Origin of the sequence: Stappia sp. WLB 29 (assembly GCF_023507705.1) — a bacterium.
Classification (GTDB): domain Bacteria; phylum Pseudomonadota; class Alphaproteobacteria; order Rhizobiales; family Stappiaceae; genus Stappia.
Genome location: NZ_JALBGD010000012.1, coordinates 27,976 through 51,721 on the forward strand (window position 1 = coordinate 27,976; position 23,746 = coordinate 51,721).

17 protein-coding genes are annotated in these 23,746 nt (G+C 69.1%); 11 read left to right on the forward strand and 6 right to left on the reverse strand.

Annotated features, from left to right (window positions below):
- Nucleotides 1–13 precede the first annotated feature (13 nt).
- The 9 genes from MNI96_RS19165 (at nt 14) to MNI96_RS19205 (ending at nt 15,670) form a co-directional block, all read left to right on the forward strand.
- Nucleotides 14–6,667 carry a beta-ketoacyl synthase N-terminal-like domain-containing protein gene (locus MNI96_RS19165; protein WP_249695746.1) on the forward strand — a complete coding sequence of 2,218 codons (6,654 nt, stop codon included), beginning with the start codon at nt 14–16 and terminating at the stop codon, nt 6,665–6,667.
- Complete coding sequence (locus tag MNI96_RS19170; RefSeq protein ID WP_249695747.1) at nt 6,657–7,781, forward strand: Gfo/Idh/MocA family oxidoreductase; 1,125 nt, start codon at nt 6,657–6,659, stop codon at nt 7,779–7,781. The genes MNI96_RS19165 and MNI96_RS19170 overlap by 11 nt, the downstream gene beginning before the upstream one ends.
- On the forward strand, nt 7,771–9,411 hold the full coding sequence (locus MNI96_RS19175; RefSeq protein ID WP_249695749.1) for a thioesterase domain-containing protein: 1,641 nt from the start codon (nt 7,771–7,773) through the stop codon (nt 9,409–9,411). The genes MNI96_RS19170 and MNI96_RS19175 overlap by 11 nt, the downstream gene beginning before the upstream one ends.
- Entirely contained in the window at nt 9,411–10,181 is a 771-nt protein-coding gene (locus MNI96_RS19180) for a thioesterase II family protein (protein ID WP_249695750.1), read from the forward strand. Before MNI96_RS19175 ends, MNI96_RS19180 begins: the two co-directional genes overlap by 1 nt.
- 135 nt (nt 10,182–10,316) lie before the next feature.
- On the forward strand, nt 10,317–11,582 hold the full coding sequence (locus tag MNI96_RS19185) for an MFS transporter (RefSeq protein ID WP_249695751.1): 1,266 nt from the start codon (nt 10,317–10,319) through the stop codon (nt 11,580–11,582).
- Nucleotides 11,579–13,597, forward strand: coding sequence for a TonB-dependent receptor (locus MNI96_RS19190; protein WP_249695752.1), 2,019 nt, complete (start codon nt 11,579–11,581; stop codon nt 13,595–13,597). The genes MNI96_RS19185 and MNI96_RS19190 overlap by 4 nt, the downstream gene beginning before the upstream one ends.
- A gap of 10 nt (nt 13,598–13,607) precedes the next feature.
- Nucleotides 13,608–14,762, forward strand: a complete 1,155-nt coding sequence (locus MNI96_RS19195) for an FAD-dependent monooxygenase (protein ID WP_249695753.1) — start codon at nt 13,608–13,610, stop codon at nt 14,760–14,762.
- Between the two features lie 78 nt (nt 14,763–14,840).
- Nucleotides 14,841–15,254 carry a Cu(I)-responsive transcriptional regulator gene (gene cueR / locus MNI96_RS19200; protein WP_249695754.1) on the forward strand — a complete coding sequence of 138 codons (414 nt, stop codon included), beginning with the start codon at nt 14,841–14,843 and terminating at the stop codon, nt 15,252–15,254.
- Nucleotides 15,251–15,670 carry a c-type cytochrome gene (locus MNI96_RS19205; protein ID WP_249695755.1) on the forward strand — a complete coding sequence of 140 codons (420 nt, stop codon included), beginning with the start codon at nt 15,251–15,253 and terminating at the stop codon, nt 15,668–15,670. The genes cueR and MNI96_RS19205 overlap by 4 nt, the downstream gene beginning before the upstream one ends.
- 12 nt (nt 15,671–15,682) lie before the next feature.
- Here the strand turns inward: MNI96_RS19205 and MNI96_RS19210 are convergent, their stop codons facing one another.
- The 6 genes from MNI96_RS19210 to paaN form a co-directional block, all read right to left on the reverse strand.
- Nucleotides 15,683–16,405 carry an ABC transporter ATP-binding protein gene (locus MNI96_RS19210; protein ID WP_249695756.1) on the reverse strand — a complete coding sequence of 241 codons (723 nt, stop codon included), beginning with the start codon at nt 16,403–16,405 and terminating at the stop codon, nt 15,683–15,685.
- On the reverse strand, nt 16,392–17,192 hold the full coding sequence (locus MNI96_RS19215; RefSeq protein WP_249695757.1) for an ABC transporter ATP-binding protein: 801 nt from the start codon (nt 17,190–17,192) through the stop codon (nt 16,392–16,394). Before MNI96_RS19215 ends, MNI96_RS19210 begins: the two co-directional genes overlap by 14 nt.
- A complete protein-coding gene (locus MNI96_RS19220; protein ID WP_249695758.1) occupies nt 17,189–18,136 on the reverse strand; it encodes a branched-chain amino acid ABC transporter permease in 948 nt (315 codons plus the stop codon). The genes MNI96_RS19215 and MNI96_RS19220 overlap by 4 nt, the downstream gene beginning before the upstream one ends.
- Nucleotides 18,137–18,138: 2 nt before the next feature.
- A complete protein-coding gene (locus tag MNI96_RS19225; RefSeq protein ID WP_249695759.1) occupies nt 18,139–19,011 on the reverse strand; it encodes a branched-chain amino acid ABC transporter permease in 873 nt (290 codons plus the stop codon).
- Nucleotides 19,012–19,135: 124 nt separating this feature from the next.
- Complete coding sequence (locus tag MNI96_RS19230; protein WP_249695836.1) at nt 19,136–20,236, reverse strand: ABC transporter substrate-binding protein; 1,101 nt, start codon at nt 20,234–20,236, stop codon at nt 19,136–19,138.
- Nucleotides 20,237–20,388: 152 nt separating this feature from the next.
- Complete coding sequence (paaN, locus tag MNI96_RS19235; RefSeq protein ID WP_249695760.1) at nt 20,389–22,050, reverse strand: phenylacetic acid degradation protein PaaN; 1,662 nt, start codon at nt 22,048–22,050, stop codon at nt 20,389–20,391.
- A 341-nt stretch (nt 22,051–22,391) separates the two neighbouring features.
- On the opposite strand from paaN, the gene paaG reads away from it, so the two are divergent.
- Together paaG and paaI are read left to right on the forward strand one after the other, a co-directional pair.
- Nucleotides 22,392–23,261 carry a 2-(1,2-epoxy-1,2-dihydrophenyl)acetyl-CoA isomerase PaaG gene (paaG, locus tag MNI96_RS19240; RefSeq protein WP_249695762.1) on the forward strand — a complete coding sequence of 290 codons (870 nt, stop codon included), beginning with the start codon at nt 22,392–22,394 and terminating at the stop codon, nt 23,259–23,261.
- A gap of 2 nt (nt 23,262–23,263) precedes the next feature.
- On the forward strand, nt 23,264–23,728 hold the full coding sequence (gene paaI / locus MNI96_RS19245) for a hydroxyphenylacetyl-CoA thioesterase PaaI (protein ID WP_249695763.1): 465 nt from the start codon (nt 23,264–23,266) through the stop codon (nt 23,726–23,728).
- Nucleotides 23,729–23,746 lie beyond the last annotated feature (18 nt).

The window sequence follows — 23,746 nt, forward strand, 5'->3', positions numbered from 1 at the left end:
ATCAGGCGGACCCATGCGCGCTTTCGACATGAGCCTTTTCACCGAGATCTATCAGGACGTGGAACCGGTCGCGATCATCGGGGCGGGATGCCGCTTCATGGGAGCGGCGGATCCCTTCACCTTCTGGCGGCGGCTTGCCGACGGCGAGGAACTGTCGCGCCGGGTCACCGCGCAGGATCTCGCCGCCGCCGGTCTCGATCCCGCGCTGCTGGAACGGGACGACTTCGTCCCCGTCGCCAGCGTCGTCGACGAAGCCGAGCATTTCGATGCCGGGCTGTTCGGCTACTCGCCGGCGGAGGCCGCGACCATCGATCCGCAGCAGCGCCTGTTTCTCGCCTGCTCGCGCGAGGCGCTGGACATGGCAGGGCTTGCGGATTCTGTCGCCGGCATGCGCGTCGGGGTCTTCGGGTCCGCGCGCATGAGCACTTTCGTGATGCCGCAGCCGGAGGACGTGCTGTCGGCCGGCCAGTCGCGGACCTTCCAGCGGCTGATCGGCAACGACAAGGACTATCTGGCGACCCGCACGGCCTACAAGCTCGGCCTGACGGGGCCGGCGATGACGGTCCAGACGGCGTGTTCCAGCTCGCTGGTTGCCGTCCATGTCGCCTGCGAGCAATTGCGCAGCGGCGAATGCGATCTGGCGCTCGCAGGCGGGGCGGCGCTCACCTTCCCGATGGCCGCCGGCTATTTCCACCAGCCGGGCATGATCTTCTCGCCCGACGGAACCTGCCGCCCGTTCGACGCGGAAGCGTCCGGCACCTTCATCGGCAATGGCGTCGGCGTCGTGCTGCTGAAGCCGCTGCGCCGGGCGCTGGAAGACGGCGACGGCATCCTCGCGGTCATCCGCGGATCGGCGGTCAACAATGACGGCACCGAGAAGGCCGGCTTCACCGCGCCCTCGCTTGCCGGACAGCGGGCGGTGATCGAGGAGGCGATGGCGCTGGCCGGCGTCACCTCGGATCGCATCGGCATGGTGGAGACGCACGGCACCGCCACGCCGCTCGGCGACCCGATCGAGCTCAATGCGCTGGCCGAGGCCTTCGGCCGCGACACGCCGCGCCGCCACCCTTGCGCGCTGGGCGCGCTCAAGGCGAATACCGGGCATCTCGACACCGCCGCCGGGATCGGTGCGCTGATCAAGGCCGCCTTCAGCGTGCGCACAGGGCTGATCGCGCCCTGCCTGCATTTTCGCAAGCCCAATCCGGCGCTGGAAATCGACGCAACGCCCTTCATCGTGCCGCAGGCCCTGCAAGCCTGGCCGGAAGGACCGAGGATTGCCGGCGTCAGCTCCTTCGGGATCGGCGGGACCAATTGCCACGTCATCGTCGAGGACCTGCCCGAACCGCTGAAGCCGGCGCCGCGCAAGGTCGACGGTCCCTTGCGGCTCGCCCTGTCGGCGCCGGACCTGCCGGCGCTGCGCGCCCTGTCGCAGGCCCATGCGGATCTGCTGCTGGAAGGCGCCTATCAGGGCGAGCTGCCGCGTTATTGCGACACGCTCGTCCGCCAGCACATTGGCGCAGGGGGCATGCGGCTGGAGATCGGCGGCAGCGACGGGCTGGATCTTGCCCGCATGCTCTCGCTGTTTGCCGAGACCGGCGGCGAGAACGAGGCCTTCGCGCGGTCGAGCGACGCGGCGGCGCCGTTCTGGCGTGCCGGTTCGATGGGGGCACAGCCGCCGGCCGGTCCCGCAGGGCCGCGCGTGGTCGCGCCGGTCGCCCCGCGCATCGGCGGCCGCATTGCCCGGCCGGGCGCGCAAGGTCAACGGGGGGACGGCTGGCGCGAATTGCTCGCGAGCCTCGGCGAGGCCTCGCGCCTGCGCGCGGCCGAGCACGACTGGTCGTCGCTGGAGGTGGAAGGCGCGGCCGTCGCCCGCCTGCACGCCATCCATGTCGCCCATGCCTTCGACAGGCTCGGCGTCTTTGCCGGCGGTGCCTGGCGCACGGTGGAGGAGGCGATGGCGGCGGGCGGCATCCTTCCGCACTACGCCCAGCTTACGGCCCGGCTCCTGCGCGACCTCGTGGACGAAGGCGTTCTTCAACGGGAGGGGGACAGGTTCGGCGCCCTGATCGTGCCGCCGATGGACGAGGCGGAGCCGCTGCTCGCGGACATGGCTGCGCGCGGCTACCGGCGCCTGACCGGCATGGTCGCCCGCGTCGGCCCGCAGCTTGCACAGATGCTGACCGGCGAGGTCGATGCGGTGTCGCTGGTGTTCCCGTCTGCTGCCATGGACGACGTGGAGGACATGTACGAGCGCCAGCGCGACAGCGTCTTTCTCAACGCTCTCGCCGCCGACGCGGTCGCGGCGCTCGTCGAGGCGCTGCCGGCCGACAAGCCCCTGCGCGTCCTGGAAATCGGAGCGGGCACCGGCGGTACGACCTCGTCGCTGCTGCCGGTCCTGCCGGCGCGGCGGACCCGCTACACCTTCACCGATATCGGACCGCTGTTCCTGCGCAAGGCACGCGAAAAATTCGCCGCCTTTCCGTTTCTCGACTTCGCGACCCTCGACATAGAGAAGGATCTTGCCGCCCAGGGCTTCGAGCCGGGCGGCTACGATCTCGTGGTGGCGGCCAACGTGCTGCACAACGGCCGCGACCTGACACGGGTTCTCGCCGATGTGCGCCGCCTGCTGGCTCCGGGCGGGGTTCTCCTGATGCGTGAGATTTCTGAGCCAAAGCCCCTGTTCGACTTCATTTTCGGTCCCTTGGTGCCCGTGCTCGACGACATCGAGGCGCGGGGCGGCGAATTGTTTCCCTCGCTTGCCCGCTGGGGGGCGTTCCTCACCGAGGCAGGATGGTCCGATTGGTCGTCCTTCCCGCCGCCGGAGCAGAAGGACGGCGCCATCGGCGAGAGCATTCTTCTTGCCCGCAACGGAACGCCGCCTGCGCAGACGGTGTCCGTTCTCGCCGGGCGTCAGCCCGAGACGGCGCCTGTCGCTGATGCCGCAGGCCTGCTTGCCGGCCTTGCCGCGCGGGCCGGCGACGGGTTCTGGCGGTTCGAAGGCGTGCAGCTTTCGCCCGCCGAAACACCGCAGGCCGCGCGCTGGATCACTGCCCCCGATGAACTCGTCCTTGCGACGGAAGAGGGGGAGCGCCTGATCTCGGCGAGGCCTGTCCCGTTTGCCGGCGCTGCGCTGCCGCCCCTGCCTCAGGAGGGCGCGGCAATCGTTTTCGCCCCGCTTGCCGATCTTCTGCGCCCGGTGCTTGCGGAACTGGCCGGAGAGGGCCCGCTGGTCGCCGATGCGGTCGGCGGTACGTGCGGGCAAGTGTCGGACGCGCGCCTTTCTCTCGGGATGCGTCAGGACGGCGGGCTGGATCTCGCCGTCTTCGACAAGTCGGACTGGCCGGCTCTGTGGATCGACAATCTCCGCAAGGCACGGCCGGCCGCCGCCGCGACGCGCCCCCAGCTCTGTCATTGGCGTTGGGAGGCTGCCAACTCCCGCGCGTCCGGCGGGCGCGTCGCGGCGGTGATCTCGCGTGCCTCCGGGTTTTTCGTGCCGCCGGGACTGTCCGCCGGCGACACGTGCCTCGTCGATCTCGCGGATGTCGATGACGGGGTGTCTCTTGCGATCCTTCATGCAGGCCTTGCCGAACTCATCCGCGAGGCCTCGCAGGCAGGGTGCCGGCTCGTGCTGCTGATGCGCGGGGCGCTGGCCGCCGTTCCCTGGGACCGGCCGAAAGCGCCGTTTCTGGCGGGCATTGCAGGCCTCGTACGGGTTGCCGCCCAGGAATATCCGGACCTGGCCGTGCGGTTCGTCGACGACGATGGCAGTCAGGTGGAGACCGCGCTGCATCGGGCCTGCCTCGTCGAGGATGGCGAGGCGGTCGTCGCGTTGCGTCGGGGGAGGCGCTTCGTGCCCCGTCTCGTGGCGGAAGATTGTGTAGCCGTGCCGCTCGGCTTCGGACCCGACGGCGTCCACCTGCTGCTCGGCGGTCTCGCGCCCATGGCCCTGGCGACGGCCGAATGGCTCGCCGGAAAAGGCGTGCGCAGCCTGCGCCTCGTTGCGCGCCGCGCGCCGTCGGAGGTCGAGGCCGCCCGGCTCGCCGCGCTGACCGCTGCCGGTGTCGAGGTGACCGTGGACAGCGATGTCGACCTGACGGAAGAGAACGATCTCGACCGTCTTTTCGCCGGCATCGAGGGGCGAAGCCTCGCCTCTGTCTTCCACTTCGCCGGCCATCTGGAGGACATGCCGCTCGCGGCTCTCGATGCGGCGGCGCTCGAGCGGGTGCTCGCGCCGAAGCTGCGCCCGGCCGAGGCCCTGCGCCGGCATCTTGCGCGCCTTGCGCCTGCGCGTGTGGTCTTTGCCTCCTCGGCTGCGACCGTCTTCGGCCCGGCGGGGCAGGCGGCCCATGCCATTGCCAATGCCGCTCTGGAGGGGCTGGCGGCGGCCTTGCGCGCGGACGGTGTCGCCGCGACCGCCCTTGCCTGGGGATTCTGGCAGGATGATCGAGCGGAACGGGAGCAACTCGCCCAAGACCTCGCCGTTCGGGGCATGCTGACGCTCGCGCCGGCCGATGCGCTGGCGCTGATGGAGACGGCGTTGCAGCGGGGGCATGCGGTGGCAAGCCCGCTGCATGTCGACTGGCAGGCACTGACGGGAACTGCCGGCGGACGCCTGCCGCCGGCCCTGTCGCAGGTGGCAAGGGCTGGTGCCGGCCGGCAGATCGCGCCCGCCGAACCCGTTGCCGCCGACGCACCGGCGGGGATGGAAGACTGGCTCGCGGACAGGCTGTCGATCCTGCTCGGTCTTGCGCCGGAGCGGATCGACATGCAGGCGAGCCTGCTGTCGTTGGGCATCGATTCCCTGATGATGCTGGAACTCGCGCAGGCGGTGAAGGACGAGCTCGGGCTCGAGCTTTCGGCAGCGTTCGCCTTGCAGGACCAGACGCCGGCCTCGCTCGCACAGCATTTGCGCGAGGCGGGCGGCCAGATGCCGGCGGCGGCCGCGGCAGACCTCGAAAGCATCGTCAGGACGCTTGTCGCGGATCTCCTGTCGTTGCCTGCGGATGCGGTGCGCCCCGAGAGCCGGCTGATCGACCTGGGGCTCGACTCCCTGCTGTTCCTCGATCTGGCGGAGCGGCTTGCCGCCGAGACCGGGCTGCGGCTGTCGGGCGAGGCGGCCATGCGCTTCGACACGGTCGCCGCGCTGGTCGAGGGGATTCGGGCGCAAGGCGGTACGCAGGGGGATGCGGAGGCGGGATCGCTGCGCGCGGCGCTCGGCGAACTCGCGGCGAGCCGGCCCGGCCTGTTGCTCGCCAATGGCGACCTCGCGCCGGTGCCTGCGCGCCCGGGCATGACCTGGCCGCTGTCGCCGCTCCAGCGGGCATGGTGGCTGGGCCGGCGGGACGATGCTCCGCTCGGCGGCACTGCCCGGCACATGTATGTGGAATACGACAAGGAGGCGGCGCGCTTCGACCTCGACGCCTTCGAGCGGGCCTGGGCCCGTTTCGTGCAACGCCACCCGGCCCTGCGCATGACCGTCGACGACGAGGGCAGGGCGGTGCCGGCCGATGTCGAGACGGTCCCGCCGATCGTCCGCGAGGACCTTTCCGATCTGCCCGACGCGGAGCGGGAGGCGCGGCTCGCCGAGACCCGCCGGCGCATGAGTGCGCAGGCCTTCGATCTTGCTGCCTGGCCGTTCTTCGAATGGCGCGCGTCGCTGCTGCCGGAAGGGCGCATTCGCCTGCACTTCGATATCGATACGACCTTCCTCGATATCGAGAGCTTCCAGGTGATGCTGCGCGAACTCGGCCGGCATATGGACGATCCCGGCCGGGCACTGCCGCGGCTCGGCTTTTCGGCCACCGATTACATGCGCGGGACGGCGCTGCTGGGCGAAACGAGGGCCGTTGCCGAGGCGCGCAAGGCGGCCGGCGAGCGCCTTGCCGCCCTGCCGCCCGCACCCGATCTGCCACTCGTTGCAAGGCCGGAGAGCCTGCCGGCGCGTTTCGCCATCGAGCGGCGGGCGCTGGACCGCGCCTCCTGGCTTTCTGTCCGGGATGCGGCGGCCGCCCGGGGCATTTCCGGCACGGCGCTGGTGCTTGCGGCCTTCGCCGCCGGCTTGCGCGAATGGTCGGCGGACAGGCGGCGTTTCTCCCTGCAACTCGCCTATCCCGACCGCAAGCCGCTGCACGCGGAGGCGATGAACATCGCCTGCGAGGCAAGTGCGGCGATGGCGGTGCCGTTCGATTTCGCCGGGGCGCCGACTTTCGGCGATCTCATGCAGCACACCGAGGCAGCGATCCGCGAGAACCTCTCGCCGCTGTTATGCGGAGGACTTGCCGAGGCGAATGCGGCACGCGACCTGCCGACGCTGATGTTCCCGGTGGCGATGACCTCGCTGCTCGGCGTGCGGCAGGCTTATGCGCTGCCGGAAAGCGCCGACCCGCTGCTCGGCATGCCGGCTTATGAATACGCGGCCCAGCCGCAGGTCGCCTTGCATTTCCAGGTGCTGGAGGAGGAGCGCGAGCTCCTGTGCAATATCGACGAGATCGCCGGCCTGTTCCCGCAAGGGCTCGCTGCATCCGTCTTCGACACCGTGCTGACGATCCTTTCAAGGGGCGAGGAGGCGTGGTCCGTGCCGCTTGCGGATCTGGTCGGCACCGGCACGCCACCGGCGGGCGAACTCGGCCTGCGCACCTGGCTGGGAGGCCTCGGCCATGGCGGGTGAGGTGCTGAACGTCGTCGTCTGCGGCACCTGTTTCGGCGAGCACTACCTTGCCGCCATCGCCCGGCTTGGCGGGGATGTCCGCCTGGCCGGCATCCTCGCGCGCGGCGGGGCGCGGTCGCGCGCGCTTGCTGCGCACCTCGCCGTGCCGCTCTACCGGGACGTCGCGGATCTGCCGGCCGATATCGACGTGGCCTGCGTCGTGGTCCGCACCACGCTGTTCGGCGGCGACGGCACCCGCCTTGCCGAAGCGCTGCTGAAACGCGGCATCCACGTGCTGCAGGAGCATCCCGTCCACCCGGGAGAGGTGGCATCCTTGCGCCGGCAGGCGGAGGCGGCGGGCGTGCGCTACCACGTCAACAGCTTCTATCCGCATCTGCCGGCGTTCCGGCACTTCATCGCCTATGCGAGCGCTGCGGGCGAGCGGGCCCCGGCGGCCTTTGCGGAAGTCACCACCAGTCCGCAGCTGCTCTACTCCGCTCTCGACGGTCTGGGGAGAAGTCTCGGCTCGCTTGCCGGTCTCGACTGCGTGGGGCCGCTGGTTCCGCCGTCCGAAGCCTTGCCGTTCCATGCCTTCCAGGGGCGGGTCGGCGGCGTTCCCTTCTCCCTGATGCTGCAATCCTGGCTCGACCCCGCCGATCCCGATCACCATTCGCTGGTCATGCATCGCATGGCGGTCGGCTGGCCGGAAGGGACGGTCAATCTGGTCAACAGCTTCGGCCCCGTCGTGTGGAGCCATTCGCTCTATGCGCCCGACTATCGGCAGGACGGGGTGGCGAGCTCCTACCTGCTGTCGCCGGAACGTCATGCCGGGTGCCGCCATTTCACGCAGCCGAGCGCCCATGTGCTGGGTTCGCCCGCCGGCGCGCCGTTCTGGGACGTGGTGCATGCCGAATTCCCCGAGGCGATCGGCCATGCGCTCGCCGAGCTGCGCTGCGCCATCGAGGCGCCGGGCAGCGTGCCCTGGCAGTCGGATGCCTATCTCGCCGATCTCGGCAAGGCCTGGCTCGCGGTTTTGCGTCAGGCCGGGCCGCCGCGCGAACGCGCCATGCCGGTGCCGCCGCCGCCCCATCCCGATCCCGTCGAATTCGCAAGGACCCTTACCGATGCCGACTGAACCGGCCGCAGAGCGCACCCGCAGCGCCTATTCCGCCCTCGACGAGGCTTTCGTGCAAGCCGGGCTCGGCGGGTATGCGCATTTTCTCAACTGGGGCTACGAGCCCGTTCCCGGTCTTGCCGATGGTGCCGTGCCCGGTCTTGCGCAGCCGGGCGCCAACGAGGCCTGCGAGCGTCTTGTCGCCGAGCTGCTGGGGCCCGTCTCGCTCGACGGCCTGAGGATCGCGGACATCGGCTGCGGCCGCGGCGGCGCGCTGGACATCGTAACGCGGCACTACCGTCCGCTGTCGGCAACGGGTCTCGATCTCAGCGCCGACAACATCGCGGGGGCCCGCCGGTTGCTGGCCGGACGGCGGGTCCGCCTGCAACTGGCCGATGCCTGCACCCTGCCGCTGGCGGACGGCAGCCAGGACCTCGTGCTCAATCTGGAATCCTCCGGCGCCTATCCGGACATGGGCGCCTTCCTGCGCCATGTCCACCGCGTGCTGGCACCCGGCGGCCTGTTCCTGCACGGCGATCTCTGGCCGTCCGCGCTGGTCGGCCCGTTCCTCGAGACGATGGAGGCGATGGGCTTCGTCCTGGAAAGCCTGCGCGACGTGACGCGGCAGGTCTGCCGCGCCCGCGACCGGATGCCCGCCGGGCTGATGGCGCGCCTTGCCGGCGCCAGGGGGGCGGCGGACGTGCAGGACTACTTCGCTGCGCCCGGATCGGCCATGTACGACTGCCTCGACCGCGGCGCCATCACCTATCTGCTCGGCCGCTGGCGGCGAAGCGCAGAGGCGGCCGGGGCGGCGGACACCGCGCTGCTGGAAACCCGCGCGGCGCGGATCGAGGCGCTGCTGGGCGAGGCGCGCGCCTCGCTTGCCGAGCGTGCCGACTGGTTCCCGTTCGGCGGTCCAAGGCGCGGTGCCGATGTCAACATCCTCGCCTTTCCCCACGCGGTGGCCGGTGCCTCGGCCTTCAAGACCTGGCAGGGCCACTTCCCGCGCGACTGGCAGGTGTCGCCGGTGCAGCTTCCCGGCCGGGAGGGACGGATCGCCGAGCCGCCGTTCACCTCGCTATCGGCGGCCGTCGAGGCCTTGCTGCCGAAGGTGAGGCCCTATCGCGACACGCCGCTGGTCCTCCTCGGCTGGAGCCTCGGCAGCAAGATCGCGTTCGAGCTGGCGCACCGGCTGGAGCAGGAGGGCACCTGCCGGCCGCTGCTGGTGGTCGCGGGCGTGTGTCCCGGCCCGCACGAGCCCTTGCCGGACCTGCGCAGTTTCTTCGGCGAGGACGGCATGGAAACGCGGCTGCGCCTGCTCGGCGGTACGCCGGAGAACATCCTGGCGAGCGGCGAGATGCTGTCGGCGCTGCAGACCACCATGGAGGGCGATACGGCGATGGCCGCCAGCTATCGCAGCGAGGCGGTGATCCAGGCGCCGATGCTGGCGCTGTCCGCCACGCAGGACGACCTCGTCTCAAAGGAGGCGGTGGACAGCTGGCGGCCGCGCACGGCGGGAGGCTTCACCCATCGCCGGCTCGAAGGCGGGCATTTCATGGCCCGCGACGACGCACCTGCCGTCGCCGTCGTGGTGAAGGACGCGGTCGCAGAGCGCCTGCGCCAGGGCGACCGGCAGGCGGAGGTCGCCTGATGAACGCGCCCGTTCGAGCCGTTTCGCCCTGGTTTCCCTTCGGCCTTCCGGGCGGGCGGGGCAGGGCGGTGCTTTTCGCCTTCCACCATGCCGGCGGGGCGGCGTCCTTCTTCCATGGCTGGCAGGGGCATCCGCTGCTGGCCGATCTGGACGTCTGCCCGGTGGAACTGCCCGGTCGTGGTCGCCGGTTCCTGGAGCCGGCCTGTCGCAGCGTCGGCGAGGTTCTTGCCGGGCTCGTGCCGGCGCTGTGCGGCGCGGTTCCCGCCGGGCGGCCCGTCCTCCTGTTCGGCCACAGCCTCGGGGCGCTCATCGCGTTCGAAGCCGCGCTGGCGTTGCAGGCGCGCGGACTGCCGCCGGCCGCCTTCATCGCCTCGGCCCGCCGCGCCCCGCAGCTGCCGACACCGCAGCCCTGGCGCCACGCCATGTCCGACGAGACGTTGATCGGTGAGCTGCGGCGTCTCGGAGGCACGCGCGACGAGGTGCTGGAGAGCGAAGAACTGCTGGATCTGTTCCTGCCGGCGATCCGGGCGGACTTCGCCCTGACCGAGACCTATGCGCTGCGGACCGGGGCGAGGCTGGACTGCCCGGTTCTGGCCTTGCGCGGGAGTGGAGACCTGGAGGTGTCGGCGGCCGACGTCGATGCCTGGGACGCGGTCTGCGGATCGCGCTTCGCGCGTGCGGACCTGCCGGGCGATCACTTCTACCTCTCCGAGCCATCGGTGCTTGCCGACATCCTCGTTCGCCTGCGTCGCCATGCGGGGCTGGCGTGACATGCGGGCAACGGTTCGCGCAAGGGGGCGCGAAAGGTCCCGATCAGCCCCGATCGGGACTGAAGCGGGTCCGATCCGGGTGGCAGACCTTGCGAGGGCCAATTAAGGCCGGAATGTGATCGGGGTAGGCACTTCATGACATCGAATCCAGGCGCCTCGGGCGCCTTCACCTTCAGGATCCTGAGCCTGTTCATCGGGCTCTACGCGGCGCAGGCCATCACCGGCAGCCTCGTGCAGACCGGTCTTCCGACCGTGCTGCGCGAGGAGGGGATGGGGCTCGACCGTATCGGCCTCCTGTCGCTGCTGTTCCTGCCCTGGGCGCTGAAGTTCCTGTGGGCGCCGTTGGTCGACCGCTTCTGCGTCGCCCGCCTCGGCCGGCGGCGATCCTGGCTGCTCCTGTGCCAGGCGCTGATCGCATCGAGCTTTGCGGTTCTGTCGCTGCTGTCGCCGGCCGGGCACTTCGAGCTGATGCTCTGCATGCTCCTGGCTGTTTCCGTCTTTGCCGCAACCCAGGATATCGCCACCGATGCGCTGGCCGTCGAGGTGGTCGACGAAAGCCGCCGCGCGGCCGTCAGCAGCGCCGGTGTCTTCGGCGGGTATGTCGGGTTCCTTCTCGGCGTCGGGGCGTGGTTGCCGGTCTATGCCGCTTTCGGCTGGCAGGCCTCGATGCTGTTCATGGCGGGCGTCGTCGCGGTGCTGACGATCCCGGCCGTCGTCGCGCGCGGGATCGAGGACGGCGCCCCCGCGCCGGTTGCGGCAGGGGCTTCGCGCCCGCGCCTTTCGGCGTCGTTCCGCAGGGCCGAGTATCGCCGCGGCCTCGGCTTCATGCTGGTCTACCAGTCGGGCCTGCGCCTCGGCATCGCGCTGATCGGGCCGTTCCTGGTCGATACGGGGCTGACGCTTGCCGATATCGGATGGCTGAAAGGGGCCGGCGGTGCGGCTGCCGGCCTTGTCGCCGCGCTCGCCATGCTGGCCGTGCTGCGGCGTCCCTCCGCCCGCGCCCTGATGCTCGCCGCCCTCGCCAATGCGACGCTGTTCCTGGCGCTGGCGGGCGTGTGGGCCGGTATCGTCCCTCGCGACCTCGTCGCGCCGCTGATCCTTGCCCAGTCCGCCGCTGCGGCGACGTCGATGATCGCGCTCTATGCGGTGATGATCGGCTGGTGCTCGCCGCTGCAGGCCGGCACCGATTTCGCCCTGCTGCAAAGCGCCGACGCGGTGATGGCCATCGCCTTCGGCATCGCCGCCGGCTTCATCGGCCAGGCCTTCGGGCATGCCGCCGTCTTTGCCCTTGCCGCTGTTCTGCTCGTCGCCGGCGCAGCTCTCGCCCGGCGCCTCCCGATTGCGTCGGAATTGTCTCTGTCTGTCGACGGGGCGTTGGAAATACAAGGAAATCAACAATGAGAAGCCGTGCTCTGCTGGGTGTTTCCCTCGTCGCGATGGTCGCGGTGCTGCGTCCGTTCCCTTCGCAGGCGCAGGACGCTATCGCGTCCGAGGAGCCGACCGTGCTTCCGCGTATTATCGTCTCGGCCACAAAGCGCCTGCAGGACGCGTTCGAAGCGATCGGCGAGGTTGCGACCGTCGAGGCGGACGAGTTGGAGCAGCGCGGCTTTTCCACCGTCGACCGTATCGACCGGGTGTTCCCGGATGTGTTGATCCGCCAGCGCTCGAGCCGTGCCTATTCCGGTATTACCGTACGCGGCCAGTCGTCGGTCGATTTCTACAACCCGGCGACTCAGCTCTATGTCGACGGCCTGCCGCAGGACCAGGCGCTGTTCAGCCAGTTGCTGCCGCAGACGTTGGAGCGGGTCGAACTTCTGTACGGCCCGCAAGGAACGCTCTACGGCCGCAACGCCATCGGCGGCGTGATCAACGTCGTCACCCGCAAGCCGGAGAACGACTATTTCCTCAGCCCCGTCATCGACGTGAACAGCCTCGGCGCTTTGGGCGGCGTGGCCTTCGGCGGCGCGCTGATCGAGGATGTCCTTTATGGCGATGCGTGGTTCAGCGCCGAGCGCGAGGACGGCGAGATGCGCGACATGGTCACCAATGAGCGCACCGGCGACAGCGAGACACTGGCCGGCCAGGCCCGCCTGCGCTATGCGCCCGTCGGCAGCCCTCTCGACATCATGTTCTCCTACGGGCGCAGCGAACGGACCTCGGACGAGGAACGCTTCGTGATGCAGTCGATGCTGGACAGCCGCATCTCGCTGCCCGTTCCGTCCCACTACGAGCTGACGACCGACAGCTACGGCCTCACCGCCTCCTACGATCTCGGCCCGGCGACGATCACCTCGCTGACCGGGTACCAGGACCGTTCGCTGCTGCGGACGATTTTCGGCTCCTACACGCCCGAATGGCAGGAGACGTTCAACCAGGAACTGCGCATCGCCTCCAATCCGCAGGAGGGCGCGATGTTCGACTATGTCGCCGGCCTCTATTTTCAGGATCTGGATTTCCGCCGCGAAGTGCCGGCTGCGACCCTGGCCTCGCACCAGGAAATCCGCTCCTACGCGGCCTTCGGGGAGGTCACCTGGCACGCGACGGAGCGGATCGATCTGACCGGCGGCCTGCGGTTCGACTACGAGGAGGTCGACGCCGCGACGACCCTTGCCGGCGTGCGCCAGACCAACAGCGCGGATTTCTCCGCGCTCTCGCCCAAGGTGGGCGCCAGCTACAAGGTCACGGAGGATGTGCTCGTCTACGCGCTGTTCAGCACCGGCTTCAAGGCCGGCGGTTTCACCCGCGCGGTGACCCCGGCCAATATCGGCTTCTCCTATCAGCCGCAGCACAGTTACAACTATGAGGCCGGCATCAAGGCGAGCCTGTTCGACGACACGCTGGAGCTCGGGTCCTCCGTCTATTTCACGATGACGGACGACTATCAGCTTTCGGTCGGTCCGGTGACCGGCCAGTACCTGCAGAATGTCGGCGAGGTGGAGAGCAAGGGCATCAGCCTGACGGCCCGCTGGCAGCCGGTCGATCCCTTCATGCTGTCGGGCGGCATCGCCTTCAACGACACCTACTTCAGCAGCTACAACAATCCTGCCAATCCCGGCGTCAATCTGACCGGCAACAAGGTTCCTTACGCTCCGGACGTTACGGCCAACCTGACTGCGGCCTACACGTTCGGCCTGCCGGGGGAGTTCGGCGACCTGACCGCTCGGGCCGGCGTCACCTATGTCGGAAAGACCTGGTTCGACGAGGCGAACACCGTGGGACAGGGCGCCTATGCGCTGCTCGATGCGGGGCTGTCCTGGAAGCACGGCGAGCATGTCGTCGCGGACTTCTACGTCGACAACATCACCGACGAAACCTATGCGGTCTACGGCTTCGACTCCGCCGGCGCCGGCTTCGGCAATGTCTACCAGCTCGGCCAGGGGCGCACGATCGGCGGCCGCCTCAAGATCACGTTCTGAGGCGGAGGGCATGCGGATCCTGATCTCGGGCGCGGGGCCTGCCGGCCTCGCTCTCGCCAACTGCCTGCTCGATGCAGGCCTGTCGCCGGTGGTGGTGGAGAAGGCGCCGGCTCTGCGCACCGCCGGCTACGCGGTCGGCCTGCATCTCGGCGGCTGGCAGGTCGCCGAGCGGCTCGGCCTGATCGACGCGCTGAAGGCGAGGTCGATCTCCATCCAGCGGGCCGACTACCGCGATGCACGAGGTCGCAGGCTGTTCTCCTACAATTATCGGCATCTTTCGGCAGCCTGCGGCGACCGCATGCTGGTGATCATGCGCGATGCGTTGCAGGAGGTTCTGGTCGAGCGGCTGGCGGGACGGGTGCCGATCCGGTACGGGACGACCGTCACCGCTCTTGCCGATGAGGGCGAGGCGGTGGAGGTCGACTTTTCCGACGGGTCGCGCGAACGCTTCGACCTGGTGGTTGCGGCCGACGGCTATCGCAGCGGCGTGCGGGAGCTGCATTTCGGTCCGCATTCGGAGTTTCTGAAACCGCTCGGCTATCGCAGTGCCGCCTGGCGCATACCGTCCTCGCAGGCGATGGACTGCGACTACGCGGCCTTCATGGATATCGACCTGCAGGCCGGCCTCTACCGGATCGGCGACGGCACGGTCTCGACCTTGTTCTGCTGGCGCGACGACGATACGTCCCGCGTGCCGCCGGCAATGCGTCTGGCGCAGATCGCCAGCCGGTTTGCGCATTGGCCGGCGCTGATTTCCGATACGTTCCGAAACGGTGTCGACTGGTCGGACGGCTTCTTCGACACGATCTGCCAGATCGAGGTGCCGCGATGGTCGCGGGGGCGGGTCGTTCTTCTCGGCGATGCCGCGCATTGCATGACGTTCCTGTCGGGGCAGGGCACTTCGACGGCCGTCGTCGGGGCGCATGTGCTGGCGAGTGAGCTGGCTTCGCGCCCTTTGGAGGACGCTCTGGCCGCCTACGAGGCGCGGCTTCGGCCCGTGGCAATGAGGCTCCAGAAACAGTCGGAGAAGATCGGCGGGCACTATGTGCCGCGCAGCCGCTTCGGTCTTGCGGTCCAGTCCTGGATCATTCCGGCATTGATGCGTCCGCCGCTGGTCCGGCTGATGGCCCGCAAGATGGAGGCATCCTCGCCGTCCATCGGATGAGGGTTTGCCCCCGCTTGACCTTCCACTTGCTGGAAGGTCCACTATGTCCGAGATGACAACCGACACCCCGGACGCGCCATGAACATCGGAGAGGCTGCGGCTCTCGCCAACCTGCCGCCCAAGACCATCCGCTATTACGAGGACATCGCGCTGATCCACCCGGCGCGGGCCGGCAACGGCTATCGCGACTATTCGGAGACGGACATCCATCGCCTGCAGTTCCTGCAGCGCGCGCGCAGCCTCGGCTTCACCATCGAAGAGTGCCGCGTGCTGCTGTCGCTCTACGACGACGACCACCGCGCCAGCGCCGATGTGCGCGCCGTCGCGATGGAGAAGATCGGCGAGGTGGAACGCAAGATCGTGGAACTGCGCTCGATGAAGGCGACGCTCACCCGCCTGGTGGAGTCCTGCCATGGCGATGCGCGGCCGGACTGCCCGATCCTGGAGGATCTGGCCAGGGGTAGCGGACCCTCGTGCGGCGGGCATCAATGATCCGGCGTAAGGGCCTTCTCCTCGGCGGTGCCGCCGTGCTGGTCGTCGTGCTGGCGGTGGTTCTGTGGCCGCAGGACGTGCCGGATCCGGCGCCGGCGTCCGCCATGGTGGAGGTGAAGGTGCCGGAGCTGTCGAATCTCGCGGCCGAGGGGAGAACCGCGTTCGACGCCCTTTGCGCCAGTTGCCACGGCGAAAACGCAGCCGGACGGCAGGGGATCGCCCCGCCGCTTGTCCACGTCGTCTACGAGCCGGGGCATCACGCCGACGGGGCCTTCGTGCTGGCGGCAACGCGCGGCGTCCGCCAGCACCACTGGACCTTCGGCGACATGCCGCCCGTGCCTGGGGCGAGCCCGCAGGACGTCGCCGCGATCATCGCCTATGTGCGGGAGTTGCAGCGGGCCAACGGCATCTTCTGAAGTGCTTTAGGGTCAGACGCCGAGATAGGCCTCGCGCACCCGCTCGTCGGCCAGCAGCGCGGCGCCCTTGCCCTCCATCGCGATCTCGCCCGTCTCGATGACATAGCCCCGCGTGGCGATGGACAGGGCCGCAAAGGCGTTCTGCTCGACCAGGAACACGGTGACGCCGTCCTCGCGGTTCAGCCGCTGGATGATCTCGAACACCTGGTCGACGAGCACCGGCGCCAGGCCCATCGACGGCTCGTCGAGCAGGAGCAGCTTCGGCCGGCTCATCAGGGCGCGGCCGATGGCCAGCATCTGCTGCTGGCCGCCGGACAGGCCGCCGGCCGGGTTCCTGCGCCGTTCCTTCAGAATAGGGAAGAGGTCGTAGACCCGCTCCAGATCCGAGGCGATCTCCGCATCCTTGCGCAGATAGGCGCCGAGGCGGAGATTGTCCTCGATGGCGAGCGGCGCGAAGATCTGGCGCCCTTCCGGAACCTGGGCGATGCCGGCCGCGACCCGCGCATGCGGGCTGGCGCGCGAGATGTCGCGTCCCTGGAACGACAGGCTGCCGCCGGTCATCGGCTGCACGCCGGAAATGGCGCGCAGCAGGGTTGTCTTGCCGGCGCCGTTGCCGCCGACCAGGGCGACGATCTCGCCGGAAGCGACGCTCAGCGAGACGCCGTGCAGGGCCTCGATCCGCCCATAGGCGGAGCGCAGCGCCTCGACGCGCAGAAGCGGATCAGTCGAGTGCAAGGTTGGCCTCCCGCGTGCCGTGGGTTCCAAGATAGGCCTCGATCACCTTCGGGTTCGAACGGATCTCGGCCGCCGAGCCCTCCGCCAGCACCCGGCCCTGGTCGAGAACCAGGATGCGGTCGGAAATGCGCATGACCAGCTTCATGTCGTGCTCGACCAGCACCACGGCGACGCCGTCGTCGGCGATCCTGCGGATCAGCTTCTCGATCTCTTCGGTCTCCACCGCGTTGCAGCCGGCGGCCGGCTCGTCGAGCAGCAGCGCCTTCGGCTCGGCGGCGAGCGCACGGGCGATCTCCAGGCGCTTCAACGCGCCGTAGGAGAGGTTTGCAGCCGGAATGTCCGCCTGCGCGGAAAGTCCGACGCGCTCCAGCAGGGCATCGGCGACCGCCGCGCTCTCCCGGTTCTGGCGGCCGGTCGAGGGCAGGGCGAAAAGGTGCGCGAGCAGCCCGCGCTTTTCGCGCAGGTGCCGGCCGACCATCACGTTCTCCCGCGCGGTCATGCGGAAGAAGACCTGCAGGTTCTGGAAGGTGCGCGACAACCCGCGTTCGGCCAGCCGGTTGGGTTCCAGTGCGGTGACGGGCTCGCCCGCTAGATGAACGCTGCCGGCCTTCGGCGTGTAGACGCCCGAGACCAGGTTGAACAGCGTGGTCTTGCCGGCGCCGTTGGGGCCGATGATCGAGAAGACTTCGCCGGCGCGTGCCGTGAAGCCGACATTGTCGACGGCACGCACGCCGCCGAAGGAGATGCCGATCCCGTCGACGGCGAGAAGAGGGGTCGTGGTGCTCACTTGTTCCGCCTCCCCTGGAAGAACGCCGCAAGGCTGGGCACGATGCCGGCGCGCAGCACGATCATGATCACCATCATGATGAGACCGAGGATCATGTGTTCGTAGTCGTGGAAGCCGGTCAGGACCTGCGGCAGCACCACGAGGATCGCAGCGCCTGCCAGAGAGCCGAGGATCGAGCCCATGCCGCCGAGCACGACCATGGTCACCAGCTCGATGGAGTGCAGGAAGTTGGCCTTGTCCGGCGTCACGAAGCCGTTGACCAGGGCCAGCGTCGAGCCGGCCACCGAGGCATAGACCGCCGAGATGACGAAGACGGTCAGCTTGGCACGGGCGACGTCGATGCCGGCGACCCGTGCGGCAACCTCGGAATCGTGCAGCGCCCTCAAGGCCCGGCCCGTCGGGCTGGCGACGAGGTTGCAGGCGATCCAGGCGCCGATCACCAGGAGGCCGCCGCTGATCCAGTACCAGGTGTCGGCGCCGCGCACCCGCCAGCCGAACAGCGTCAGCCGCTCGACCGGCATGCCGTCCGGCCCGCCGGTCAGCCAGGCCTCGTTGGAAATCGTCATGGCGATGAGGATGCCGAAGCCGAGCGTCGCAACGGCGAGGTAATGGCCCTTGAGCCGCAGGATCGGCCGGCCGACGAGAAAGGCGATGGCGGCGGTCGCAACGGCGCCGGCGAGGGCCGCGACCAGCGGATGCAGGCCGAATTGCGCCGGCAGTACGGCCACCGCATAGGCACCGATGCCGAAGAAGCCGGCATGGCCGAGGCTCACCTGGCCGGCATAGCCCATCAGCAGGTTGAGGCCGATGACGGCAAGGGCCGAGATCCAGACCAGCGCGGCGACGCGGTAGTAGAAGTTGGAGGGCATGGCGAAGGAGAGCGCGACGACCAGCAGCGCGATCACGACCGGAACGGCAAGGCGATGGGAGAGAAGCTTGCCCATGGTCACACGCGCTCCACGCTGGCCTTGCCGAACAGGCCGCCCGGCAGGGCGAAGAGGACGACGAGGATGACGATGAAGGCGATGGCGTCCTTGTAGGTGGACGAGATGTAGCCGGCGCCGAGCGCTTCCAGCAGGCCGACGGCCAGTCCGCCGACCACCGCGCCGAGCGGGTTGCCCATGCCGCCGAGCATGGCCGCGGCAAAGCCCTTGAGCGCCAGCAGCATGCCGACGTCGTAGCTGGTCAGCGTGATCGGGGTGACGAGAATGCCGGCAATGGCGCCGATGGCCGCCGACATGACGAAGGACAGGCCCATCACGAAGGAGGTGTTGATGCCGACGAGACGCGCGGCCAGCCGGTTCGCCGCCGTCGCCAGCACGGCCTTGCCGATCAGCGTGCGGTTGAAGAAGCCCCACAGCAGCACGACGATCACCGCCGCGCCGCCGAGCACCCAGAAGCTCTGCGGCAGGATCGCGGCGCCGCCGAAGCGGATCGGCGTGTCGCCGGAAAAGGCGGGAAGCGAGTGGAACTGCTTGTCGAACACCACCTGGGCAAGGCCGCGCAGGAAGATCGAGGCACCGATGGTGATGATGATCAGGGTCACCGGAGAGGCGCCGCGCGCCGGTTCGATGGCCAGCCGGTGCAGCAGCAGCCCGACCACCATGGCAACGAGGATGGCGCCGATCACGGCCAGCGGCAGCGGCACGCCGGCGGCGGTGGCGAAGACCGTGGTCATGCCGCCGATCATGACGAACTCGCCTTGGGCGAAGTTCACCACGTCGGAAGCGTTGTAGATGATGGTGAAACCGAGCGCGACCAGCGCGTAGACCGCACCGACCGTCAGTCCGGAAACACAGAATTGCAGCAACTCGGGCATGGGTCCGCCGTCAGCTTGCCCGCGCGCTCGATGCGGCCGGGCCGGGGGCCTTCGATGTCGTGAGCAGATGGCCCCGCCGCGCGCCGTATCTCGTCGGGCGCGCGGCGGGGGAGGGGCTTTCGCCTTATTCGGCGAGCGTCCAGTCGCCGCTGCGGATTTCCAGCATGCGGAACGCGGTCAGGTCGAGGCCCATGTGGTCTTCCGGCGACATGTTGACGACACCGGCGGTGCCCATGAAGCCCGAGGTCTTCTCGATCTCGTCGCGGATCGCCTTGGGATCCTCGGAACCGGCGCGCTTCATCGCCTCGACCAGGATCATCAGGCCGTCATAGGCGTGGCCGCCGAAGGTCGAGACCGGCTGGCCGGTCTTTTCCTCGTATGTCGTCTTGTATTCGACGACGACGGCCTTCTGCGGATCATCGTCCGGCAGCTTGTCGGCGACCAGAAGCGCGGAAGCCGGAAGGCGCACGCCCTCGGCCGCATCGCCGGCAAGGTCGATGAAGGACTTCGAGGCGACGCCGTGGCTCTGATAAAGCGGCACCTCGATGTCGAGCTGCTTGTAGTTGCGGGTCACGATCGCCGGGCCCTGGCCGAAGCCGGGATTGACGACCGCCTGCAGGCCGGCAGCGTTCTTGATGTTGGTCAGCTGCGGCGTCATGTCCGAATCGCTCGGACCATAGGTCTCGTCCGCAACGATCTCGATGCCGTAGTTGCCCACCACCTCGAGGCACTGCTCGCGCATCGACTTGTCGAAGCCGCCGGTGCCCGAGATCATGCCGATCCTGGCAATGCCCTTCGCCTGCATGTCGGCGAAGATCTTCTCGCAGGCCATGCGGTCGGTATGCGGGGTCTTGAAGGTGAATTCCTTCACCGGGTCGATGATCACGACTGCGCCGGCGAGCGAGATGAAGGGAATGCCCGCATCCTCGAAGACCGGGATCATCGCCATCGTCGTGCCGGTGGTGGAGCCGCCGACCACCGCGACGACCTCGTCGTCTTCCACCAGGCGGGTGGCGAAGGTGCGCGCCTTGTTGGCATCGGCGCTGTCGTCATAGACGATCAGCTCGAGCTGCTTGCCGTTGACGCCGCCTTCGGCGTTGAGCTTCTCGACGTACATTTCCAGCGTCTTGGCCTCGGGATCGCCGAGGAAGGACGCGGGGCCCGTGACCGACAGCGATGCGCCGATCTTGATGGTGTCGGCCGCCGCAGGGGCCGCCCAGACCATGGCGACACCGGCCAGCAGGGCCGCGCCACGGATGCATTTTCCGAAAACTGCCATTCTTGTTTCCTCCCACAGGTCCAGTGCAGTCTGTTTCCGGTCTCCCGTTCGGAAAGCAGGGGCCGGGGGCAAACGTGTCGCCGCCGGCCCGTCCGTTCCTACGCCGCGACCGGGCGGCGCATCGCTGCCACGCGGAAGCGGTTGGCGACGAAGGCGCTGTCGCACAGACAGGCATTGCCGGCCGGGTTCGCTCCGGTGACGTGATAGTCGGAATAGGCGGCGGACTGGTTCACGAAGATGCCGCCGGTCAGGTTGACCGAAAGCGCGACGCCGGCATCGGCGAAGGCATCGGCCGCCTTGTCGATCAGGGTCTCGTCCGTCGCATAGAGCGCTGCGGTGATGGCGCCGCGCGTCTTGGCGGAGCCGGCCGCACGGGCGATCGCGTCCTCCGCGCTGTCGGTCGCGATCACGAAGCTGATCGGCCCGAAGCGCTCCTCCAGATAGGCGGCTTCGTCCGCGGCATCGACCGCCAGCACGAGCGGGGTCGCCGAACGGGCGCCGTCCATGCCTTCGACCGGGGTGCTGTCGCGCAGCACCTTGCCGAGCTTGCGGGCCTCGGCGATACGCTCCAAGGTCGCCTCGCTCTGCACCGCGCCGAGCACGCCGGCCGCGCGCTGGGGATCGCCCAGCAGCTTGTCGACGGCCGTCGCGATGGCGCCGGCCACCTCGTCGAAGCTCTTGTGGCCCTCGTCCGTGTCGATGCCGCCGCGCGGCACGAAGATGTTCTGCGGCGCGGTGCACATCTGCCCGGAATAGAGCGAGAGCGAGAAGGCGATGTTGCCGGCCATGCCGCGCATCGACGGCGTGCCGGTGACGACGATGGAATTGACGCCGGCTTCCTCGGTATAGACCAGCTTGCCCTTGGCGCTCTCGCGCACCCAGGCGCCGAAGGTCGGCGAGCCGGTGAAGTCGATGATCGCGACGTCCGGATGGGTGACCAGCTCCTTGGTCAGCGGCTTGTCGGCCGTGTCCGCCGCGAGCTGCAGCACGTTCGGATCGAACCCGGCCTCGGCAAGCACCTCGCGGCCGATTTTGACCGTCAGCGCCAGCGGCAGAATCGCGCCCGGATGCGGCTTGACGATCACCGGGTTGCCGGTCGCAAGGCTGGCGAAGAGGCCCGGATAGCTGTTCCAGGTGGGGAAGGTGGCGCAGCCGATGACCAGCGCCGGGCCGCGCGGCACGATGCGGAACTGCTTGTCCAGCACCAGGGGATCCTTCGGACCCTGCGGCTTTTCCCAGCGCACCGCCCCGGGAATGCGGCTCATCTCGTCATAGGCATAGGCGACGGCCTCGAGACCGCGATCCTGCGCATGCGGGCCGCCGGCCTGGAAGGCCATCACGAAGGCCTGGCCGGACGTGTGCATCACCGCATTGGCGAACAGGAAGCTCAGCCGGTTGATGCGGTGCAGGATCTCCAGGCAGACGCCGGCGCGCGCTTCCGCGCTCGCCTTGCCCCAGCCGTCCATCGCGGCCTTGGCGGCGGCAACGGCCATGTCCGGCGTGGTTTTAGGATAGGTGATCCCAAGGTCGAGACCGAAGGGGCTGACCTCGTGGCCGACATGGCCGCCGGTCGTCGGCTGGTCCAGCTCGAACGGCTTCCCGAGCAGGGCCTTGAAGGTGGCCTCGCCGTCGTCCTTCGCGCTCTCGCCGTAGATCTTGCCGGAGGGCATCTCCGGATAGGCGGACCAGTAGCCGCGGCTATGGATGGTCTCCACCGCCTTGTCGAGGGTCGCCTTGTGCGTGTCGAAGAATGCGGCCATGACCGTCTCCCTGCGTGACGCGCTGGCCGGGACGCACGCCGACAGGGGCCCGTCTTGCGGGTGCCGCTGGCGTTTTCCTCCCGGCGGACGCGCCGCCTGATGTCTTGCCCGCCTCTCCGCTCGCCTCCAGACTTCGGTCCGGATGCGATGCCACGGGGCGGGTCGGTTCGTTGGTCCGGACGTGATTGACAGCGCCCGATTGACGATCATAATAGTTGACCGACCGGTTGGTCAGTCAAGTGAAAAATCACGAGGGCGACCGGGTACGCATCGCGGCGAGGGAGGGCACCCCGAGGGTGGATCCGCGTCGCGGCGGCGGCACCGGCGCAACGGGAGGGCGCATGCAAACCGAGACTTCTGCAGCTCATGGCGGGGCCGAGCCCGCGCCCGTGCTTGTCGAGCGCGAGGGCGGCGTTCTCGTCGTCACGCTGAACCGGCCGGACAAGCTGAATTCCTTCAACGAGGCGATGCACGCCGCGCTGCGCGAGGCGATGGACGTTGCCGAGAGCGATGCGGAGATCCGCTGCGTGCTGCTGACCGGCGCCGGGCGCGGCTTCTGCGCCGGCCAGGACCTCAGCGACCGCGTCACCGCGCCGGGCGATGCCCCGCCGGACCTCACCCGCACCATCGAGGCGAACTACAATCCGCTGCTGCGCCGGCTGAAGGCGCTGCCGAAGCCGGTCGTCTGCGCCGTCAACGGCGTTGCCGCAGGCGCCGGCGCCAACATCGCGCTGGCCTGCGACATCGTCCTCGCCGCCGAAAGCGCCAAGTTCATCCAGGCCTTCTCGAAGATCGGCCTCGTGCCCGATTCCGGCGGCACGTGGTCGCTGCCGCGCCTGGTCGGTCTTGCCCGCGCCAAGGCGCTGGCGCTGCTCGCCACCCCGGTTCCCGCCCGCCAGGCGGAGGAATGGGGCATGATCTGGAAGGCGCTGCCGGATGGCGAACTGATGGGCGAGGCGCGCCGCCTTGCCGGCGAGCTGGCCGCCGCGCCGACCTTCGGCCTCGGCCTCGTCAAGCACGCGCTGGAAGCCTCCTTCGACAACGATCTGGGCACCCAGCTCGATATGGAGCGCGACCTGCAGGGGCTGGCGGGCCGCTCTCCGGACTATGCGGAAGGCGTTGCCGCCTTCATGGCCAAGCGCGCGCCTGCCTTCACCGGCCGCCCGCCCAAGGGCGCGGGCACGGGGTCGGGCACAGGCGGGGAGGCGTGACCATGACCGACACGCAAGCCGAACGGCCGGCCGGCAGCATGACCCCCGACGAGCTGGCCCGCGCCTGCGCCGATGCCATGTGGGCCGGCGACAAGGCAAGCCAGGGGCTCGGCATGGAGATCCAGGAGGTCGGTGCGGGCCGCGCGGTGATCGCGATGACCGTCACCGAGGCGATGGTCAACGGCCACGGCATCTGCCACGGCGGCTACATCTTCACGCTGGCGGATTCGGCCTTCGCCTTCGCCTGCAACAGCCACAACCAGAACACCGTGGCGAGCCATTGCGCGGTCAGCTTCCTGCGGCCCGGCCGCCTCGGCGAGCGGCTGGTGGCAACAGCTCTCGAGCGCTGGCGCGAGGGGCGCTCCGGCATCACCGACGTGACCGTGACCAACGCATCCGGCGAGGTCCTCGCCGAGTTTCGCGGCAATTCTCGCACCATCAAGGGCACCCACCTGCCGGTCGAGTGATCGGCAGGAACGACGGAT

Excerpts from the sequence above, each read along its gene's own strand:
- MNI96_RS19225 (WP_249695759.1), bottom strand. The coding sequence starts at position 19,011 with ATGCCCGAGTTGCTGCAATTCTGTGTTTCCGGACTGACGGTCGGTGCG.
- MNI96_RS19230 (WP_249695836.1), bottom strand. The coding sequence starts at position 20,236 with ATGGTCTGGGCGGCCCCTGCGGCGGCCGACACCATCAAGATCGGCGCA.
- MNI96_RS19195 (WP_249695753.1), top strand. The coding sequence starts at position 13,608 with ATGCGGATCCTGATCTCGGGCGCGGGGCCTGCCGGCCTCGCTCTCGCC.
- MNI96_RS19180 (WP_249695750.1), top strand. The coding sequence starts at position 9,411 with ATGAACGCGCCCGTTCGAGCCGTTTCGCCCTGGTTTCCCTTCGGCCTT.
- paaG (WP_249695762.1), top strand. The coding sequence starts at position 22,392 with ATGCAAACCGAGACTTCTGCAGCTCATGGCGGGGCCGAGCCCGCGCCC.
- MNI96_RS19175 (WP_249695749.1), top strand. The coding sequence starts at position 7,771 with ATGCCGACTGAACCGGCCGCAGAGCGCACCCGCAGCGCCTATTCCGCC.
- MNI96_RS19165 (WP_249695746.1), top strand. The coding sequence starts at position 14 with ATGCGCGCTTTCGACATGAGCCTTTTCACCGAGATCTATCAGGACGTG.
- MNI96_RS19185 (WP_249695751.1), top strand. The coding sequence starts at position 10,317 with ATGACATCGAATCCAGGCGCCTCGGGCGCCTTCACCTTCAGGATCCTG.
- paaN (WP_249695760.1), bottom strand. The coding sequence starts at position 22,050 with ATGGCCGCATTCTTCGACACGCACAAGGCGACCCTCGACAAGGCGGTG.
- MNI96_RS19220 (WP_249695758.1), bottom strand. The coding sequence starts at position 18,136 with ATGGGCAAGCTTCTCTCCCATCGCCTTGCCGTTCCGGTCGTGATCGCG.
- MNI96_RS19190 (WP_249695752.1), top strand. The coding sequence starts at position 11,579 with ATGAGAAGCCGTGCTCTGCTGGGTGTTTCCCTCGTCGCGATGGTCGCG.
- cueR (WP_249695754.1), top strand. The coding sequence starts at position 14,841 with ATGAACATCGGAGAGGCTGCGGCTCTCGCCAACCTGCCGCCCAAGACC.
- MNI96_RS19170 (WP_249695747.1), top strand. The coding sequence starts at position 6,657 with ATGGCGGGTGAGGTGCTGAACGTCGTCGTCTGCGGCACCTGTTTCGGC.
- MNI96_RS19205 (WP_249695755.1), top strand. The coding sequence starts at position 15,251 with ATGATCCGGCGTAAGGGCCTTCTCCTCGGCGGTGCCGCCGTGCTGGTC.
- paaI (WP_249695763.1), top strand. The coding sequence starts at position 23,264 with ATGACCGACACGCAAGCCGAACGGCCGGCCGGCAGCATGACCCCCGAC.